Source organism: Sphingomonas sp. BLHR8 (assembly GCF_056821725.1).
In genome coordinates this window covers 170,270-186,999 of sequence record NZ_JBPDIM010000001.1, presented here as the reverse complement: position 1 = coordinate 186,999, position 16,730 = coordinate 170,270, and the positions used below count along the sequence as shown (strand labels likewise).

The following is a 16,730-nucleotide window of genomic DNA, read 5'->3' as shown; positions in this document are numbered from 1 at the left end:
CCCCGTCTGCACGGACGTCGTCTTGCCGTAACTGATATGAAACGCAAGCGCGCTAACCTTCGCCCTGCGCTCCACGACGTCGCGATGCGCGAGCGCGGGCATCGGTTCAGCGAGGCGGCCGCAGATCTCCCATCGTCGGCGGGGCCGGGCGGCACTCCGCCCAGCGGCAGTCGGCGAGGCGGAGCAGCTGCGCCTCGAACATCTCGGGCCGGGTCGCGCGGCTTGCCACCAGCACGCAGTCGAGCTGACCGGCGCAGCCCCGCGTCGTCGCGACGAGGCTGACCAGCGTCAGCCCGCGCCGCTCGACCAGGTCGAGCACTCGCGCCAACGCGCCCTCCACCACGCGCCGGCGAAGCTCAAGCCGGAAGCAGGGCATGGCGGCGTTCGGGCGAAGTCGGGGATGTGGGAGCGGCGGCCAAGGCAGGCGCGTCCGGCATCTCGGCGCTACTCCGCCCGGGCGGGCCGAGCGGCCAGACCGCTGCCTCGGCCGGAATGGCGACGTGCAGCAGCATCGGCGCCGGCGCGGCAAGCAGTTCGTCGAGCGCGCCGTCCACCTCATCCGCGCGGTCGATCGAGCGCGCCGCAATCCCGAACCCCGCGCGAGCGCGACGAAGTCGGGGTTGTCGCTCAGATCGACCTCGGAAAAGCGCGCGGCGAAGAACAGGTCCTGCCACTGCCGCACCCTCCCCAGCGCCTGATTGTCGAGCAGGAAGAGCGTCGGCGAGCGCGGTGACGACGTTGGAGGCGCCCGGCCCTGACGTCGCGACGCACACCCCGACGCGCCCGCTCGCAAGCCTGCCCGTTGGCGGCAAAGGCAGCGCCCTGCTCGTGCCGGACCGCGGCCATCGCCGCTGCGGGCAGCGTTTAGTCGCAGCCGACCAGCATCACCAGCGCATTGAGGCAGTGCCCCGCGACCGCGAGCCTGATCGAATCGGCGATCGTCTCTCGCGCGACGGCAGGCTCGCGCGCATGCCTTCGGTGCCCATCGCGATGCCGTCGGTGACGACGATGGTCCCGAACTCGAACGCGGTGCCCCCGCCGCCTGGACCCCCTCGCGGACGTCGCCGGCAAGCTCCCGCAGGGTGAGGTTGCAGGGCGACACGTCCGACCGGCTCGCGACGATGCCCACCATCGGGCGAACGAGTGCGGCGTCGTCGAGGCACGTCGCGCGCAGCATGGCGCGGGCTGGGGCGCGGGCGGGGCCTTGGGTAACGGCGTGGCTTCGAAGCATGTCGGGGGTCTTTCAGGCAGAGAAAAACCCCCGCGCCGGGGTCGGCGCGGGGGTCGAAGAACTCGGTCTAGCGGCGGATCGCCGTTCGCTAGTCGTCATCCACCCTCGCGCCGGGCGCGACGGTAATGATGGCAATAATGATCGACCCCGCCCGGCAGCCGGGCAGGCACGCAGTCGGCGAAAGGCGTGAGGAGTGGGTCACCGGCTTTCGCATTGCCGGAAACAAAGCTTTGTCAACCGTCCGGAAACACGATCCGCCGCGGCGCAAGAAGCCACCGGATAGCTGCGGATCGCGACAGCCCCGCCGCGCCGAGCCACGACCTATCCGACCGCGGTCCTCAACGACCTGCGCCGTGCTGATACAGTCGGGAACTGGCGGAGACGGAGGGATTCGAACCCTCGGTAGCCCCTTAAAGACTACGACGGTTTAGCAAACCGCTGGTTTCAGCCACTCACCCACGTCTCCGGTCGCGGAGGCTCCTAGAGGAGCGGGCGCGGCGGTGTCAACGCGCAGCGCGACGCTTTTCCGCCCCGCCGCCCGCCCCGCCGCCCGCAGCGCCGCGGCGCCGCAGCTGTCCTACAGCGCCGCGCCTGTGATCCACCCGCGCGCATGAGCAGCGCACCCAAGGCCACCCCCCTCGCTTCTACCGCCCCTCCGGTCGGAGAGCTCCCCGCCTTCGACCCCGTGCCCCGCCAGCGCAATCGCCACGACGGCTGGACCGAGCAGCGCCAGCGCGGCTTCATCGAAGCGCTCGCCGACACCGGCAGCGTCAAGGACGCTTGCCGCGCGGTCGGTATGACCACCGTCGGCGCCTATGCCCTGCGCCGCCAGCCGGGCGCGGAAAGCTTTCGCGCCGCGTGGGACGCCGCGCTCGACTGCGGGGTTCGCCTCCTTGAAGCGAGCATGATGGACCGCGCCATCAACGGGGTCGAGGTGCCGGTGCTGTCCGCCGGCAAGAGCTTTGGCACCCGCCGCGTCTTCAACGAGCGCGTGGCGCTGCTCATCCTCCAGTCGCGCATGCCGGAGAAATACGGGATGCGGCGCGCCCGCGCGATGAGCGGGCTCGACAAGCAGCGGCTCGCCAAGCTGAAGGCGCAGTGGCGCGAGGAGCTGGTCGAGGAGATCGTGGAGGAGATTTACCCCGAGCTGCGCGAGCTTGCCGAAGCCAACGCCCGCGCCGAACTGGAGAGCGAGATGTGCGAGGCGCTGTCGATGCGCGGCGTGATCGCGGGCTATCACGCGGCGCAAGCGTGCGAACAGCAGATGAGCCCCGCCGTCCGCGTCGCCTACGAAGCCTACCACGCCGCTGTCCAGGCCGAAAAAGCCAAAGGCGCCCCCGCCAGCGGCCCCCTATGGCGCCACGGCTGGGAACTCACCTGCGACCGCGAAGCCGCGCGGCTCTACGACCAGCGCAACCCGACCCGCTTGGGTGACGAGGACGCGGAGTGGGATGAGGTCGGGGAGGATAGCAAGATATAGCGGATGGCTCGGCGCAACCCGACAAAGAAATCTCGTATCAGGGCTTGCTGCTCCGGCTCCACCATGAGCAAGCAAGGACACATCATGACCAACGCGTTTAGCAAGATCGCCGCCGGCCTCGCCGATGCCATCGCCTACGCCGAAGGCGACACCACCAAGGGCCGCGTCTCCGCCGGCCCCGACGTCAAGGCGATCCGCGCCAAGACCAAGCTCAGCCAGACCGGCTTCGCCGACAGACTGCGCGTGCCCGTCGCCACCGCGCGCGACTGAGAACAACACCGCCGCTCCCCCGACGCCCCGGCGCGCATGCTGTTGGCGATGGTGGATGCGGATCTGGAGACGGCGTTGGCGTTGATTGCGCGGGGCGGGGAGTATCAACGTGACAATCGAGCGCCGTCCGTTCGACCAATCCTTGCGCCGAACCTTTCGATCTCACAACTTGAGACGAATTCGCGACGGCCCGGCCCTCTCAAACAAGATTTCCAGCGTGTGCATATCTCGGAGCGGACGTTCTCGAATTTCATTCGAGCGAAGAGTCAGTATATGAACTGGAAGACCCCTCCGCCTAAAACTGTCGCGCAGTGATCGCTTTACCAGTTTCGCGTCATGCACGAGCTTTGAGTCCGTAGATGCAAGGGCGACCAAGAGGTCAACATCGTTAAACGGGCCAATTCGAAGATATGATCCGAACACCCAAACGGAGATTACGGACCTGAGCCCACTCACGCTATGCCGAACTAGAGATTCTAGTCGCGACCTTCTAAAGCCAAAATCTGGTCTTAAGAAGCCCGGCATTTATACCACCTGCATTATATACGCCGATCTTTTTTGCTCGACAAAACGCGCTGGCGGGAGTGGAAGTATGATTCCATTTCCCACCCACGAAGATAATGTCGACTTTTGGAAAGTCAGCCCAAACCTGCCGAGCCATTGCGTCCGATAGGACATATTCCTCAACGCATATGACTTGAATGATATCCTTTTGCTCAACACGTTCAATATCAAATGCAACGTCATCGTGTCGCTCGAAAGATGCCACATTACCGTGACCTTCAATGATCCTTTGTAGGAACATGATCCGCCCGTAAGTCACTCCGTACGCATTCTCTCCATTATTCAACATTCGCAAACGCCTTTTCGAAGTGCTTTGGAAAGGTGGGATACCGATCAATCGCACTTTCCATGTGAGCTTCGTAAGCTTCTGCGTGAGAGCGGAAGTCAGCAAACGCTGACACCTGCTCGTCCGTAAGCAAATTCTCGTTGGCCTCAATCACGTTTATAATAAATCGATTATTGGGAACGATTGTGTCTGTTCGCCTCAATTTCCATATCTCAAACGCGTTGGAACCAGGATCGTCTTGTGCAGCTTCGCATTCGGGACCGAAGTCGCGCCAAACCGCCCGATTTATGGCGAGTCTGGAGCGCACCACACGAGACAAATCGTCATTGGTGGAAAATCGCTGGCCGCTTCCTAGCGTGCGGACATGTGCCTCGTGCTCATCCTTCCACTGATGTAGTATCTCAGCAGTAAACTCACCGTCAGGAGCTTTGTCGACGTGTCGATGGCAGGTCGGGCACAGCAATATGAGATTTGCGTAGCTATCATCGCCGCCCGTCCCATTGCCCCTTGGACCATGTGCAGCACGAGCGATGACATGCGCCATCTCGCCAACGGAATAGGCTTTCTTTCCTTCAGGAAGACTCGTCAGATCGGTTCCGCATCCCGGGCGGGAGCACATGCCAGCAGCGCGACCCCACAGGAGCTTCACATCCGCTTCGGATATGGCCATCGCTCAACCTTTGCTGCCTTCCAACTCGGCTACGCGCGTCAATAACGCATCGGCATGCTGGTAGATGTCGACCGGGCCGCTCACAGTGCGTCTTTCCTCATCCTTGCCGCTAAACAAGCCAAGGTATCTGGCCGTCGGGCTGTTAAAGTGCAAGCGTGCGAGAGTGCGGCGATTGTTGTTATCCAGAAGGATTGCACAATATGATTTCGCGTCCCGCATTGTGACCCGCTCTGGCGCCACCAATTTTGAGCAAATTGCACGGACGATGTTGAACCCGTCGATTTCAACCTGGGTCGTCTCGATCGCCTCCGGCTCTGGGAGACTCGCATCAGTCGGCACAGGCTCGCCCTGGCTGATCGCAGTCTCCAAGCGCTCATTGATCCCCTCACGGATCAAATTGCCAATTGCCTGCACGATGACCGACGAGAATCGTTCGCGCACCTGTTCCGTTAAACGCCCGTCGTGAAGTCTAGTAGCAATCAGTCGAACGAACTCCTCAGAAGGCTGCGAGAACTCTCTCCTGAGCTCGGCGAGAACCTGTGTATGGAGCTTTAGAGCCCCCGCTTGGTTGACGATCTGTTCGACGTTGAAATCGACGCGGGCAAAGGCCGCGAGATGCTTAAGATCGTTCTTCCTGTAATTTTCTAGGTTCAGCGTGAAGAACGGCTTCTCGTCCATAACGTTCGGACGATCGGAGTCAGTGAAAAATTGGTAAACAACCCCGTTTGTCAGCAAGGCAACGCGGGCGGTGGTCGCCGTGAAATAACGAAACAACTGGCTTGCGTGCTTGATCGAAAGCTCACTCGTGACCGGTTTGCACTCGACAAGGAAAGTGACGTCCCCGCCAACGCAAATCGCGTAGTCGACTTTTTCACCCTTCTTCGTCCCAACGTCACAAGTGAACTCGGGCTTCACCTCTGCCGGATCGAAGATATCATAACCTAAGGCCCGCAGAAACGGCAAAACCAGCGTTGTCTTGGCTGCTTCCTCGGTGGCTAGAATTTCACGATGCTGACGGAGCTTCGACGCCAAGTCTGCGATACTAGCTTCCAGGTCCATTCCGCCCCCCTACAAACGAACGCGTTTGCTTTCATATGGTTTTTGCACCGGAGTGGCGTTTAATAGTCAAGAGAAGAAAGGAAGCACCGGCGCGGCAAAGACGCGTCGTCGAAGGGCTCGGCTTGGCAGGGGCTCGCCGGCCCCCGGCCGGGATTACAGCCCCTCGCTTCTAGGTTGTAGTTTGGTGCGCAAACGCCGGCGCTAGGCGCGAGGCTTCACTCCTCCCCCATCCTTAGCGCCGCGATGAACGCCTCCTGCGGGATGCTGACGTTGCCATACTCGCGCATGCGCGCCTTGCCCTTCTTCTGCTTCTCGAGCAGCTTCTTCTTTCGCGTGATGTCGCCGCCGTAGCATTTCGCCGTCACGTCCTTTCGCAGCGCGGCGATGGTTTCGCGGGCGATGACTTTGCCGCCGATCGCCGCCTGAATCGGGATCTTGAACAGGTGGCGGGGGATCAGGTCCTTCAGCCGCTCGCACATGCCGCGGCCGCGTGCCTCCGCGTTGGCGCGGTGGACGATGAGGGAGAGCGCGTCGACCGGCTCGTTGTTGACGAGGATGTTCATCTTGACGAGGTCGCCCTCGCGCAGCCCGATCTGCTCGTAATCGAAGCTCGCATAGCCGCGACTGATGCTTTTCAGCCGGTCGTAGAAATCGAACACCACCTCGTTCAGCGGCAGCTCGTAATTCACCTGCGCGCGCCCGCCGACATAGGTGAGGCCCGTCTGCACCCCGCGACGGTCCTGGCACAGCTTGAGGATCGGCCCGAGATATTCGTCGGGGGTGTAGATCGTCGCCTTGATCCACGGCTCCTCGACGCTTTCGATGCGGTTCTGGTCGGGCCAGTCGGCGGGGTTGTGGAGCATGAGCTCGCGCGCGTCCTCGGTGCGGCTCTTCCCCAGCTTCAGGCGATAGACGACGCTCGGCGCGGTGGTAATGAGGTCGAGGTCATATTCGCGGGACAGCCGCTCCTGGATGATCTCGAGGTGGAGCAGCCCCAGGAAGCCCGCGCGAAAGCCGAACCCCAGCGCCGCGCTCGATTCCATCTCGAACGAGAAGCTGGCGTCGTTGAGCCGCAGCCGCGCGATGCTCTCGCGCAGCTTTTCGAAATCCGCTGCATCCACCGGGAACAGCCCGCAGAACACCACCGGCTGCACCTCCTTGTAGCCGGGGAGCGCCTCCGTGGCGCCGCCCTTCACCGTGGTGATGGTGTCGCCGACGCGGGCCTGTTCGACCTCCTTGATCTGCGCGGTGATAAAGCCGATCTCGCCCGGGCCGATCTCGTCGAGGTCGATGCGTTTGGGGGTGAAGGCGCCGACGCGGTCGATCAGGTGCTCGGTGCCGCCCTGCATGAACTTGACCTGCAGGCCCTTCTTGATGACCCCATCGATCACCCGGACGAGGATGACGACGCCGAGGTAGGGGTCGTACCAGGAGTCGACCAGCATGGCTTTGAGCGGCGCCGCACGGTCGCCGGTTGGGGGCGGGATCTTGGCCACCACCGCCTCCAGCACATCGTCGATGCCGATGCCCGATTTGGCGCTGGCGAGCACCGCGTCCGACGCGTCGAGGCCGATGATGTCCTCGATTTCCGCGCGCACCTTTTCGGGCTCGGCGGCGGGAAGGTCGATCTTGTTGATGACCGGCACAATCTCGTGGTTGTGCTCGATCGACTGATAGACGTTGGCGAGCGTCTGCGCCTCGACCCCCTGCGCCGCGTCCACCACCAGCAGCGCGCCCTCGCACGCGGCGAGGGAGCGGCTCACCTCATAGGCGAAATCGACGTGCCCCGGCGTGTCCATGAGGTTGAGTTCATAAGTCTCGCCATCGCGCGCGGTGTAGTTGAGGCGCACCGTCTGCGCCTTGATGGTGATCCCGCGCTCCTTCTCGATGTCCATGTTATCAAGGACTTGGCTCGTCATCTCGCGGTCGGAGAGGCCCCCGGTGCGTTGGATCAGCCGGTCCGCCAGCGTCGACTTGCCGTGGTCGATGTGGGCGATGATCGAAAAATTACGGATGCGGGAAAGGTCAGTCATATCGCCCGCGCCACTAGCAAGCGCGAACGGCGGTGTCATGCGGCTGCGGCACATACGAACAGGGCGGAGGTTGCCCCCCGCCCTGCCCTACAGCCGCAGTGGGTGCGAGGGGATCAATCCTCCGCGTCGCCCTCTTCGTCGGCCGCGCGCAGGTTCACGCACATCTCGGCGAGCTGCGACATATTCTCGTCGGTGTCGTAGATGTCGGCGGTGATCTGCTCGAGCGTTTCTGCCGCCTCTTCCTCACCCAGCGCTTCGGCATAGGCCTTGGCGGTGCCGAAGCCGGCGATGCCATAGTGGCACATGCGCTGATACTGGGCGATGATGATCACGTCGCGCACCGCGCCGTCGTCGATGTCTTCCTCGACGGCATGCTTGAGAGCTTCCTTGCAGAGGCCTTCCATGCCCTTGCAATGCTCCTTCGAGACTTCACCGCCGAAGTCTTCGAGCAGCGACTTGATCGTGTCGGTGTGCTTCTGGATGCCTTGCACCGACTTTTCGAGCCGGTTTTTGAGGTCGCTGTCGGTCGCCTTCTTGGCGAGCTGCTCGACGACCTTCTTCATCTGGTCATTGGCCGACCACAAATCCTGGAGTTCGTGCTCGTAGATGTCCTCGAGGCTTTCGGGGGCGTCGCTCATGTTTCTCTCCTTGGGATGGGTCGCACCAGCGGTCCGCCGGGCTCGGGAAGGCGAACGGAAGGGGGCGACGAGAGTTCCGATGGCGGCCGAGCATTTCGACTTGATGTCAGTTGCGCAAGACGAACGGGTCGGCGCGACCGGTCAGCGCGGACGGGTCCAGAGGTCGACGCGTCTGCGGGCCTCGCGCGTCGTCGCCCGTGGTCGCAGCGCGCGCACCGCGGCACGGGCGACATCCTCGAGCTTTTCCGCCTTGCTGGTGGTGACGCGATGGTCCCACGCCTTTTCGCCGCGGGCATGCACCTCGCGCGCGATGCGGCCATAGATGCCCGCCGCCGACAGCACCGCCCAGCGCGAGCGGAGCAGCAGCCGCGCAGCACCGATGCGGGCAGAGGCTTCGTACATGTCGACGTACTCAGCAAGCCATTTGGCCATTACCGCCAGCCGCTTGCGATACATCGGGTGCATATGCATCCCCGGCGGGATGTCGGTGTCGGTCAGCCACTCTTCGGGGAGGTAGAGCCGGTCGCCGGCGTAATCCTCAGCGACGTCGCGCGCGATATTGGCAAGCTGGAAGGCGATGCCGAGGTCGCAGGCACGGTCGAGCGTGTCCTCGTCGGTCGCCGATACCCCCATAACCTGCGCCATCATGCAGCCGACCGATCCGGCGACATTGTAGCAATAGGAGAACAGATCCGCTTCGCTGCGCGGTCGCCAGCCGTCGGCATCGCGATCGAACCCTTCGAGCAGCGCATCGATGAAGCGGCGCTCGATTGGCACCTCTCGGCGCAACTGCGCGAGCGCGTCGAACGCGGGTTCGCCGGTCGGTTTCCCCGCCCAGGCCCGGTCGGTGAGCGAGCGCACCCGCGCGGCGCGCTCCGCCGCTTCGGCGTCGGTCGGCGGGGTCATGTTGCCGCCGTGGTCCTGCCCGTCGGCAATGTCGTCGCAGGCGCGGCACCAGGCGTAGAGCAGCCATGCGCGCTCCCGGGTGACGGGATCGAACAGCTTGCTCGCGAAGCGAAAGCTGCGCGAACCGCGCGCGATGCTGTCGCGGGCGAAGGCGACCAGCGCCGCCCGATCCAGCGTCGCGGGCGGCGCGGCGGTCACAGGTCGTCCGCGCTCATCGCAAAGATGGTGCGATGCGGTCGATAGCTCGCCATCGCGTCGAGCAGGTCGGGCAGCGTGTCGCGCACGATCATGATGTCGCGGTGCGCGGGGCGGACGAAACCGACCTCCGCCATGTGCCGGTAGAAGCCGATCAGCTCGTCATAGAAACCCGCGGCGTTGAGCAGGCCGACCGGCTTGTTGTGATAGCCGAGCTGCGCCCAGCTGATCGCCTCCCACAGCTCGTCCATCGTCCCCACCCCGCCGGGGAGGGTGACGAAACCGTCGGAGAGGTCAGTGAACGCCTTCTTCCGCTCGTGCATGCCGGGCACGACGTGCAGCTCGGTGCACCCGCGATGCGCCACCTCGGCACCGGTGAGCGCTTCGGGGATCACCCCGATCACCTCGCCTCCTGCAGCCAGCGCCGCATCCGCCACCGCCCCCATCAGCCCCAGCCGCCCGCCGCCATAAACGACGCCAATCCCCCGCTCCGCCAGCGTCCGCCCCACCTCATGCGCAAGCGCCATATAGAGCGGGTTTTCCGGCGTCGCCGACCCGCAATAGACCGCGAGCCGCCTCACGCCGGCACCCGCTCGCCAATCATCAGCCGAGCGGTCGCCTTGGCGCTGCCGACCACGCCGGGAATGCCGGCACCGGGGTGCGTGCCGGCGCCGGCGAAGTAGAGGTTGCCGATCACATCGTCGCGATTGTGGGTGCGGAACCAGGCGCTTTGCCACAACAACGGCTCGAGGCTGAAGGCGCTGCCGTGGTACGCGTTGAGGTCGCGGCCGAAGTCGGGCGGCGCGTAGTGAAAGCTCGTCACCACCTTCTCATGAATGTCGGCGATGCCGCAGCGCTCCCCTACCGCGTCGATGATGCGGCGTTCGAGCTTCGGCCCCTCCACGCTCCAGTCGATGTCGAGCTTGCCCATGTGCCCCACCGGGGCGAGCGCGTAGAAGGTCGCGTGCCCCGGCGGCGCCATATCCTTGTCGGTGGCAGTCGGGTGGTGGAGGTAGAGCGAGAAATCCTCAGGCAGCACCCCGTTATTGTAGATGTCATCGAGCAGCCCGGCATAGCGCGGCCCGAAGAGGATGCTGTGGTGCGCGATGTCGGGATAGTCGCCCTTCAACCCGAAGTGCACCACAAACAGCGAGGGCGACCAGCGTTTGCGCGCGAGCCCGCGCGCGGCCTTGGCGCCGCGGCGATGCCCCTTCAGGAGATCGCGATAGCTGTGCATCACATCGGCGTTGGTGGCGACCATGTTCGCCGGACCGCGCCAGCCGCTGCGCGTGACGACGCCGGTCGCGCGATCGCCCTCGGTCACGATCTCCACCGCCGGGTCATCGAGCCGGAGGACACCGCCCAGTCGCTCGAAATGCGCGACCATCCCGGCGACCAGCGCATTGGTGCCGCCCTTGGCGAACCAGACGCCACCGTCTTTCTCGAGCTTGTGGATAAGCGCGTAGATACTCGACGTCTTGCGCGGGTCGCCGCCGACCAGCAGCGTGTGAAAGCTGAACGCCTCACGCAGTCGCTCGTCCTCGATAAAGGCGCTGACCATGCCGTAGACGCTGCGCCACGCCTGATATTTGGCGAGCGCCGGAGCCGCCTTGATCATCGCGCCAAAGTCGAGAAACGGGACGTGGCCGAGCTTGACGTAGCCCTCCTCATACACCCCCGCGCTATAATCGAGAAAGCGGCGGTAGCCCTCGACGTCCTTGGGATTGAAGCGCGCGATGCCGTCGTAGAGCGTCCGTTCGTCGTTGGTGTAATCGAACGCGGAGCCGTCGGGCCAAGTCAGGCGGTAGAAGGGCTTGACCTCCATCAGCTCGACGTCGCGGGCCATGTCCGCACCAGTCAGCGCCCATAGCTCGCGCAGGCAGTTGGGGTCGGTGATGACCGTCGGCCCGGCGTCGAAGGTGAAGCCCTCGCGTTTCCAGTGGTAGGCGCGCCCGCCCGGCTTGTCGCGGCCTTCGACGATGGTGGTGGCGATCCCCGCCGATTGCAGCCGGATGGCGAGCGCGAGGCCGCCGAAGCCTGCACCGACCACGATCGCTTGGCTTCCGCCGGCCGTACCCATTATCGCCTCATCATCGTCTGGAGAGCCGCTGCTATGGGCACCGGCGGACGCCCCGACAAGATGCGCAGCACGTCGGTGCGCGTGGTTTTGCCCGCATAAAATCGCTCAACGACATCGACCGGCAGGCGGTAGAAATGCTGGAGCACCCGGTAACGCTGTTCGGGCGGCGCGGCGTCGAACAGCATGCGGTCGAGCAGGCGGTAGAACCAGCCGCCGTTCCAGTGCGCCTCCGCCATGGTGCGCGTGGTCGCGGCGAGGTTGTCGAAAGGCCATCCCTTCGCCAGCGCAACCGCCGTTTCGGCGGCGCGGGGAAGCGAATAGCCGGTGGTCGGGTGGAACGCGCCCGCACGGGCACCGACGCGAGCGATGCGATCGCGATGGGGCCAGACGCTGTCGAACCGCCCGCCCTTGGTGACGGGGAGCGCGCCGCTTTCCTCGCGCTCGATCTTGGCAATGCGCCAACCTCTCGCGGTGGCATAGTCGGCGATGCGCTGCCGGAGCGCCAGCCTGTCGATGTCGGGCGTGTCGCTGTAGTATGTGTCTTCCACGAACAATGTGTCGGGCCCGAACGGCAGCACATACACGAAGCGATAACCGTCGATCTGCTCGACGGTCGCGTCCATGACGATTGGGCGAGTAAGGCCGTGCGGCACTTCTAGCCGTAGCATCTGGCCGACGAACTTCTGCCACCCGGCGTCAAAGCGCTGGTCATCCACCCCAGGCCCGCGCGCGTCGAGCACGGCGGCGGCGGGCAGCGTCTCCCCCAAGAGCTTTAGCTCCCCCTCCTCCGGCGACGCGATCACTCCGCTCAGCGCACGCGCCCCCAGCACCTCGCGCACCACCGCGTCCAGTCGCTCCGACGTTATGCTGGCGTAACCGGTCGGCAACGTCCGTCGCCGATCCGGAAAAGCGATGTCGTAGCTGTCCCAGCGCGCGACGATCAGCGGCTCGACCAGCGCGCGCGCGTCGCCGGAGAGATCACTGTCGAACAATGACCAGATGTGATTGCCGCCAAAGGTCGGCCCCGCTTCGTACAGCGCAACCTCAACCTCGGGCCGCCATTTGGCGAAGGCGAGCGCCACAAGCGCGCCCGCGAGGCCGCCGCCCGCGATGGCAAGGTCGGGTCGGTTGGGACGCATCAATAGTCCCGCTTGATACGGACGTTGATGCTTTCGTTGTTGAGCGTCGAAATCGCGCCCAGGATCGCCAGCCAGCGCGTCACCTGGAATTCCACCCGCGTCGCGCTGTACCCCTGGCCGTCGGTGATGACCTCCACGAACAGCCGCCGTGTGAGATATTTACCGGCGGCGATGCTCGTCCCGGCACCAAGCTCGGTGTTGGCAGGCAGGATGCGCAGCCGGTCGAGCCCGGCGGCGCGGCGGATTGCGTTGATCGGGTCGAGCCCGCCCCCGCCGCTGCGCAGCGACGCCAGCGCAATGCCGAGCTGCGCCGCTTCGGTGACGCTGATGTCGGTGATCGAACTGCCGAACAGGATGCGCGAGAGGAGCTCGTCCTCGGGCAGCGCGGGCGACGAAGTGAAGCTGATCTCGGGGCGCTGGCCGGTGCCGCGCACGCGAACCTGCGCGTCGATGCCGCTGATGTCGTCTTCGGCGACGATGTTGAGCGCCGGGTCGACCGGGGTCGAGCCGGTGAAACGAATCTGCCCGGTGGTGAGCTCGAACCGGCGCCCGGCAAAGGTGTAATCGCCGCGGTCCAGCTCCGCCGTGCCCAAAATCCCGAACTCGTTCACAGGTCCGCGCACGCGCACGTCGGTCGACCACCAGCTGTCGAGGCCCATGCCGGTCACGTGCAGGCTGTTGGTCCCTCGAGCCACGACATCGAGCCGCCAAGGCGTCGATGCGCGCGCCGCCTGGCGCGACCCATTGCGCGCATTGCGTTCGATGACGTTGATGACCGGCAACGCCTCCGCCGCCGTCGCGCGGCCGAGCACGTAAGTGCCCTCATCGATGTTGAAGTTGCCCGACAGAGTGCCGCCGGCGCCGTTGCTGAGCAGACGTCCCGCCCCGGTCACGCGCGCGGTCAGGTCGTCACGTTCGATCAGCAACGCGCGCGTTGCCCGTAGCCGCATGTCCATTCCGAACCCGTTGGCGGCGGCGAGGTCGATATCGCCTTCGCCGGTGACGGTACCACCCCCGCGCGTCGAGCCCGAGATGTTGCGCAACTGCAGCCGTGAGCCATCGAACCGTCCGACCGCGCTGATGCCCGTGACGATCGTCCCGGTGGCGATGCTTTCAAAGCGCGCGTCGCTCGTCCGCATCGCCCCGCGGATGCGCGGATCGCGAATCGTGCCGGTAACGTCGGCGGCAATTCCGAGCGGCCCCGACATCACCAGATTCTCGATACCGGTCAGCCGCCACAGCACCCCGGCTTCGCCATTGTAGCGCAGCTGGGCCTGCAGCGGCGCATTCGTAATCCGCGCGATGATGTCGCCGCCGCGCGCGAGCGGCGCCACTCGCGCCTGCGCCCGGCCGATGACCGTTCCGCCGCGTGACACGACCGCGCGCGCTGCTGCGCCGGTTTCGGACAGCGCGGCGTTGAGGCCGACGTCGACGGGACCGCTCCCGTCGGTGAGGCCTGCCCGGGTCAGATTGCGGAGGTTGAGCTGAGCGGTCCCGGTGGGAAGCCCGCCGAGGCTACGATAGTTCACCGTTCCGCTGACCCGGCCGTCGAGCCCAAGGTCGGGCCGGAATGCGGCGACGAGGCTCAGTGGCAAGTTCTGAAGCGTCGCGTCGACATCCAGACCCGCGGTGGTGCTCGTCCCGGCGACGCGCACCCGCCCGCCCTCGAACACCAGTTCCGCCGGCTCGAGCCGCCAGCCACCGCGCACCTTCACGATGTTCGCCGGGTTGACCATGCGGATCGGGCGCCGCGCGAGCGTGCCCGCGGCGAAGGCGCGAATGCGATCCGGCGTCACGTCGGCCGCGACGCGCAGGGACAGCAGGCGGTTGCCACCCGTGACGAAGCTCGCGCGAACCGGACCGCGCCCGCCGACGAGATTGGCGTCGGCCACAAACCGGTCGAAGCTCGTCGTACCATAACGGACGCCGCTGCCATCGAAACGGCCTTGCACGGCGAGGCCGCGCGGGTCGAACAGTAACGAGCCGTCCACACGCCCGCGCGCGACCGAAATCTCGGGCGGTCCGGGGAAGCGCGCATTGGAAAGCGCCAGCGCGAGCGCGGCGCGCTGCACCCCGCGCAGCACGTCCAGCCGGACCGTGCCGTCAAGCCCGCCGCCCGCCAGCGTTAGTGGTCCGACCAGCCCGCCGCTCACCACCGAGATGCGGCCCCGTGCGGTCGTGCCGCCGACCGCAAGCCGGGCGAGATCGATGACGACCGGGCCCTGCGACAGCAGGATGCGCCCCGACGCCTGATACGGTCCCAGCAACGATTGCCCGCTGGAGGTAAAGTCAAATCCGTCCGCGCGCGGTACGAGGTCGAGCCGGATGTTGCCAAGCTTTGCGGCGGGCAACGGGTTGGCAAGTTGCAGTCGGACGCGCGGGCGATTGATCGGTCCGTCAAGCGTTGCCACGACCGGGCCGTAACGCGCGTGGCGGCCGCGTCCGCTCAACTGAAATGTCCCGTCGGCCCGCCGCAACCCGCTGCCGGTCAGGTTCAGCAGCGGCGAGCGCACGGTAAACCGGGGGAAGCGCACCACTCCATCGGTGCCGAAGTTGAGGTCACCCTCCACCACCGGCAGCCCGCCGGTCAGCGTGCGGAGGAAGCCGTTGTCGAGCCGGCGAACCGTCGCCCGTGCCCGCCCCGCGAACGCCAGCCCACGATCCTGCCGTCCGGTGAGCGAGGTAACGAGGTCGATGCGCCCCAGCCCCGGGATTTCGAGACCCGGCAACGCTCCGTCAAAAGCTCCGCGCGCGACCCCGGTCCGCAGATTGGCGGTCAGTCCGATGCGCCCGTCGATCCCGGCGCCGCGAATGCGCATCAGGTCGGTGGTAAGCGTCTGACCGACAATCCGGATCACGCCATCCGCACGCAAATCGGCAACAATCCGTTCCGCGAACGTCCCGACGCCCGTGACCCGGGCGACCCGCAGCGACAAAGGCAAGCGGGTCGCCAGTCGACCGACCACGCCCTCCCCCTGCGCCGTGATCCGATCCCCGCGAATATTGCCGAGCGACGCCCACGCCGCTGTTGCGCGATAGTCGATGCGCGGACCCTGAAATGGCCCGTCCGCACGAACCGACAGGCGGATGTTCTGGCCGTTGAGGTTCCGCACCAACGCCTGCGGACGACGCAGCCACGCATCCGCGGAAAAACCCGACAGACGATTGTTGGCGAGGTCGACCGTGCCGTCGGTGTCGAGCGTCAGCTGCTCGGACACCGCGTTGAACCGTCCCGTCCACCGGCGCCGTTCGAACCGCCCGTCGATGTCGACCGCCGCCCCGCCGCTGGTGAGCCGCTGCACGACACCGGTCGTGAACAGATCCGGCCGCACCCGTCCGACGGCGGTGTATCGACCGCTCTGGGCACCAAGCTGGAGCCGCGCGATGGATGTCCCCTCGCTTTCCGCAAGCAGCGCTCCGCGCCAGTCGCGGTATCGGCCCTGACCCCGGATGATCGCATCGATCGGCCGTTGGATGCCGAGCATGTTGGTGAGCACGCCGTCGCGGGGCGCGGTCATGCGAGCGTCGATGTCGAAATCGCCGCGATCGGGGGCGACGAGGAGCTTGCCAGCCAGCATGTCGCCGCGCTCAACCCGGGCGTCGACGTCGATATCGGCGGTCCCCGTGCGCACTTCGGCGCGCCCACGAAGCGAAGCGACCTCAGGCCGTCCGGTGATCGTCGCCGGCAGATTGAGCCGCCCGACGACGAGGTTGCCGATGCGGATGTCGAAGTCGGGTAGGATCGGCTTGTTGGGGTCACCCGGATTGAGTTCGGGGACACGCACCATGTCCGCGGTCGGGATGACCAGCGAATCGATCGTCAGCCGGCGGCGGATCGGAAAGTCGAAGGGCGACCAGTCGAGCCGCGCCTCTGGAATTGTCGCGAACAGGCCGTTCGGATCGTAGAGCCGCACGTCGCGCAGCACGGCGTCCTTGTAGATCGACCCTTCGATCCGGCCGACGCGGATGCGTAGCCCGCTTTCCGGCGCGATCTCTGCGATACGGTCGGTCAGGAAGCGCCGTCCGACGCTGCTGTCGGCGCCATAATAGGCCACCCCGACCAGCGCCGCGAGCGCCGCCAAAGCGATCAGCAGCCAGCGCACCGCTCGCGCGCGGCGACGTCGCACCGCGGGCGGCTCAGCCGGTGCGGGTCGTTGGTCGAGCGGGGACATGGGGGCG

At 65.8% G+C, this 16,730-nt stretch carries 15 protein-coding genes, 1 tRNA gene and 1 pseudogene; 2 read left to right on the top strand and 15 right to left on the bottom strand.

Translation table 11 applies throughout. The features are described from left to right. Nucleotides 1–106 precede the first annotated feature (106 nt). The 5 genes and pseudogenes from ACRYJK_RS00990 to ACRYJK_RS00970 all read right to left on the bottom strand — a co-directional run bounded on the left by ACRYJK_RS00990 (nucleotide 107) and on the right by ACRYJK_RS00970 (nucleotide 1,697). Nucleotides 107–328, bottom strand: coding sequence for a hypothetical protein (locus tag ACRYJK_RS00990; RefSeq protein ID WP_482667447.1), 222 nt, complete (start codon nucleotides 326–328; stop codon nucleotides 107–109). 28 nt (nucleotides 329–356) lie between these two features. Further along, a complete protein-coding gene (locus ACRYJK_RS00985) occupies nucleotides 357–554 on the bottom strand; it encodes a hypothetical protein (protein ID WP_482667446.1) in 198 nt (65 codons plus the stop codon). Nucleotides 555–628: 74 nt separating this feature from the next. Then, nucleotides 629–682, bottom strand: a pseudogene (locus ACRYJK_RS00980) (hypothetical protein); the annotation flags it as partial. Nucleotides 683–884: 202 nt separating this feature from the next. Beyond that, nucleotides 885–1,163: a dihydroxy-acid dehydratase domain-containing protein gene (locus ACRYJK_RS00975; RefSeq protein WP_482665728.1), complete on the bottom strand. Its 279-nt coding sequence runs from the start codon at nucleotides 1,161–1,163 to the stop codon at nucleotides 885–887. 441 nt (nucleotides 1,164–1,604) lie between these two features. Further along, a tRNA-Ser gene (locus tag ACRYJK_RS00970) sits at nucleotides 1,605–1,697 on the bottom strand. 144 nt (nucleotides 1,698–1,841) lie between these two features. Here ACRYJK_RS00970 and ACRYJK_RS00965 point away from each other — a divergent pair. Further along, a complete protein-coding gene (locus ACRYJK_RS00965) occupies nucleotides 1,842–2,711 on the top strand; it encodes a hypothetical protein (protein ID WP_482665727.1) in 870 nt (289 codons plus the stop codon). Between the two features lie 84 nt (nucleotides 2,712–2,795). Then, nucleotides 2,796–2,981 (top strand): helix-turn-helix domain-containing protein, encoded by a 186-nt coding sequence (locus tag ACRYJK_RS00960; protein WP_482665726.1) that lies wholly within the window; start codon nucleotides 2,796–2,798, stop codon nucleotides 2,979–2,981. 490 nt (nucleotides 2,982–3,471) lie between these two features. Here the strand turns inward: ACRYJK_RS00960 and ACRYJK_RS00955 are convergent, their stop codons facing one another. From ACRYJK_RS00955 to ACRYJK_RS00910, 10 genes are all read right to left on the bottom strand, one after another. Further along, nucleotides 3,472–3,834 (bottom strand): hypothetical protein, encoded by a 363-nt coding sequence (locus ACRYJK_RS00955; protein ID WP_482665725.1) that lies wholly within the window; start codon nucleotides 3,832–3,834, stop codon nucleotides 3,472–3,474. Further along, nucleotides 3,824–4,501, bottom strand: coding sequence for an HNH endonuclease signature motif containing protein (locus ACRYJK_RS00950; protein WP_482665724.1), 678 nt, complete (start codon nucleotides 4,499–4,501; stop codon nucleotides 3,824–3,826). Before ACRYJK_RS00950 ends, ACRYJK_RS00955 begins: the two co-directional genes overlap by 11 nt. 3 nt (nucleotides 4,502–4,504) lie before the next feature. Next, entirely contained in the window at nucleotides 4,505–5,560 is a 1,056-nt protein-coding gene (locus ACRYJK_RS00945; protein WP_482665723.1) for a type I restriction endonuclease, read from the bottom strand. Between the two features lie 215 nt (nucleotides 5,561–5,775). Beyond that, the gene (gene lepA / locus ACRYJK_RS00940) at nucleotides 5,776–7,593 is read right to left on the bottom strand and encodes a translation elongation factor 4 (protein ID WP_482665722.1); all 1,818 of its coding nucleotides are present in this window, start codon (nucleotides 7,591–7,593) and stop codon (nucleotides 5,776–5,778) included. 113 nt (nucleotides 7,594–7,706) lie between these two features. Continuing rightward, nucleotides 7,707–8,231 (bottom strand): YciE/YciF ferroxidase family protein, encoded by a 525-nt coding sequence (locus tag ACRYJK_RS00935; RefSeq protein ID WP_482665721.1) that lies wholly within the window; start codon nucleotides 8,229–8,231, stop codon nucleotides 7,707–7,709. Nucleotides 8,232–8,372: 141 nt separating this feature from the next. Then, nucleotides 8,373–9,335, bottom strand: coding sequence for a phytoene/squalene synthase family protein (locus ACRYJK_RS00930; protein WP_482665720.1), 963 nt, complete (start codon nucleotides 9,333–9,335; stop codon nucleotides 8,373–8,375). Continuing rightward, nucleotides 9,332–9,913, bottom strand: coding sequence for an LOG family protein (locus tag ACRYJK_RS00925; protein ID WP_482665719.1), 582 nt, complete (start codon nucleotides 9,911–9,913; stop codon nucleotides 9,332–9,334). The genes ACRYJK_RS00930 and ACRYJK_RS00925 overlap by 4 nt, the downstream gene beginning before the upstream one ends. Next, the gene (locus ACRYJK_RS00920) at nucleotides 9,910–11,412 is read right to left on the bottom strand and encodes a phytoene desaturase (RefSeq protein ID WP_482665718.1); all 1,503 of its coding nucleotides are present in this window, start codon (nucleotides 11,410–11,412) and stop codon (nucleotides 9,910–9,912) included. The genes ACRYJK_RS00925 and ACRYJK_RS00920 overlap by 4 nt, the downstream gene beginning before the upstream one ends. Then, complete coding sequence (crtY, locus tag ACRYJK_RS00915) at nucleotides 11,412–12,551, bottom strand: lycopene beta-cyclase CrtY (RefSeq protein WP_482665717.1); 1,140 nt, start codon at nucleotides 12,549–12,551, stop codon at nucleotides 11,412–11,414. Before crtY ends, ACRYJK_RS00920 begins: the two co-directional genes overlap by 1 nt. Continuing rightward, nucleotides 12,551–16,678: a translocation/assembly module TamB domain-containing protein gene (locus tag ACRYJK_RS00910; protein ID WP_482665716.1), complete on the bottom strand. Its 4,128-nt coding sequence runs from the start codon at nucleotides 16,676–16,678 to the stop codon at nucleotides 12,551–12,553. The genes crtY and ACRYJK_RS00910 overlap by 1 nt, the downstream gene beginning before the upstream one ends. Between the last annotated feature and the right edge of the window lie 52 nt (nucleotides 16,679–16,730).

Bases quoted from the DNA above. Each gene is read 5' to 3' on its own strand.
- ACRYJK_RS00965 (WP_482665727.1), top strand. From the start codon at position 1,842: ATGAGCAGCGCACCCAAGGCCACCCCCCTCGCTTCTACCGCCCCTCCG.
- ACRYJK_RS00960 (WP_482665726.1), top strand. From the start codon at position 2,796: ATGACCAACGCGTTTAGCAAGATCGCCGCCGGCCTCGCCGATGCCATC.
- ACRYJK_RS00955 (WP_482665725.1), bottom strand. From the start codon at position 3,834: ATGTTGAATAATGGAGAGAATGCGTACGGAGTGACTTACGGGCGGATC.
- ACRYJK_RS00950 (WP_482665724.1), bottom strand. From the start codon at position 4,501: ATGGCCATATCCGAAGCGGATGTGAAGCTCCTGTGGGGTCGCGCTGCT.
- ACRYJK_RS00945 (WP_482665723.1), bottom strand. From the start codon at position 5,560: ATGGACCTGGAAGCTAGTATCGCAGACTTGGCGTCGAAGCTCCGTCAG.
- lepA (WP_482665722.1), bottom strand. From the start codon at position 7,593: ATGACTGACCTTTCCCGCATCCGTAATTTTTCGATCATCGCCCACATC.
- ACRYJK_RS00935 (WP_482665721.1), bottom strand. From the start codon at position 8,231: ATGAGCGACGCCCCCGAAAGCCTCGAGGACATCTACGAGCACGAACTC.
- ACRYJK_RS00920 (WP_482665718.1), bottom strand. From the start codon at position 11,412: ATGGGTACGGCCGGCGGAAGCCAAGCGATCGTGGTCGGTGCAGGCTTC.
- crtY (WP_482665717.1), bottom strand. From the start codon at position 12,551: ATGCGTCCCAACCGACCCGACCTTGCCATCGCGGGCGGCGGCCTCGCG.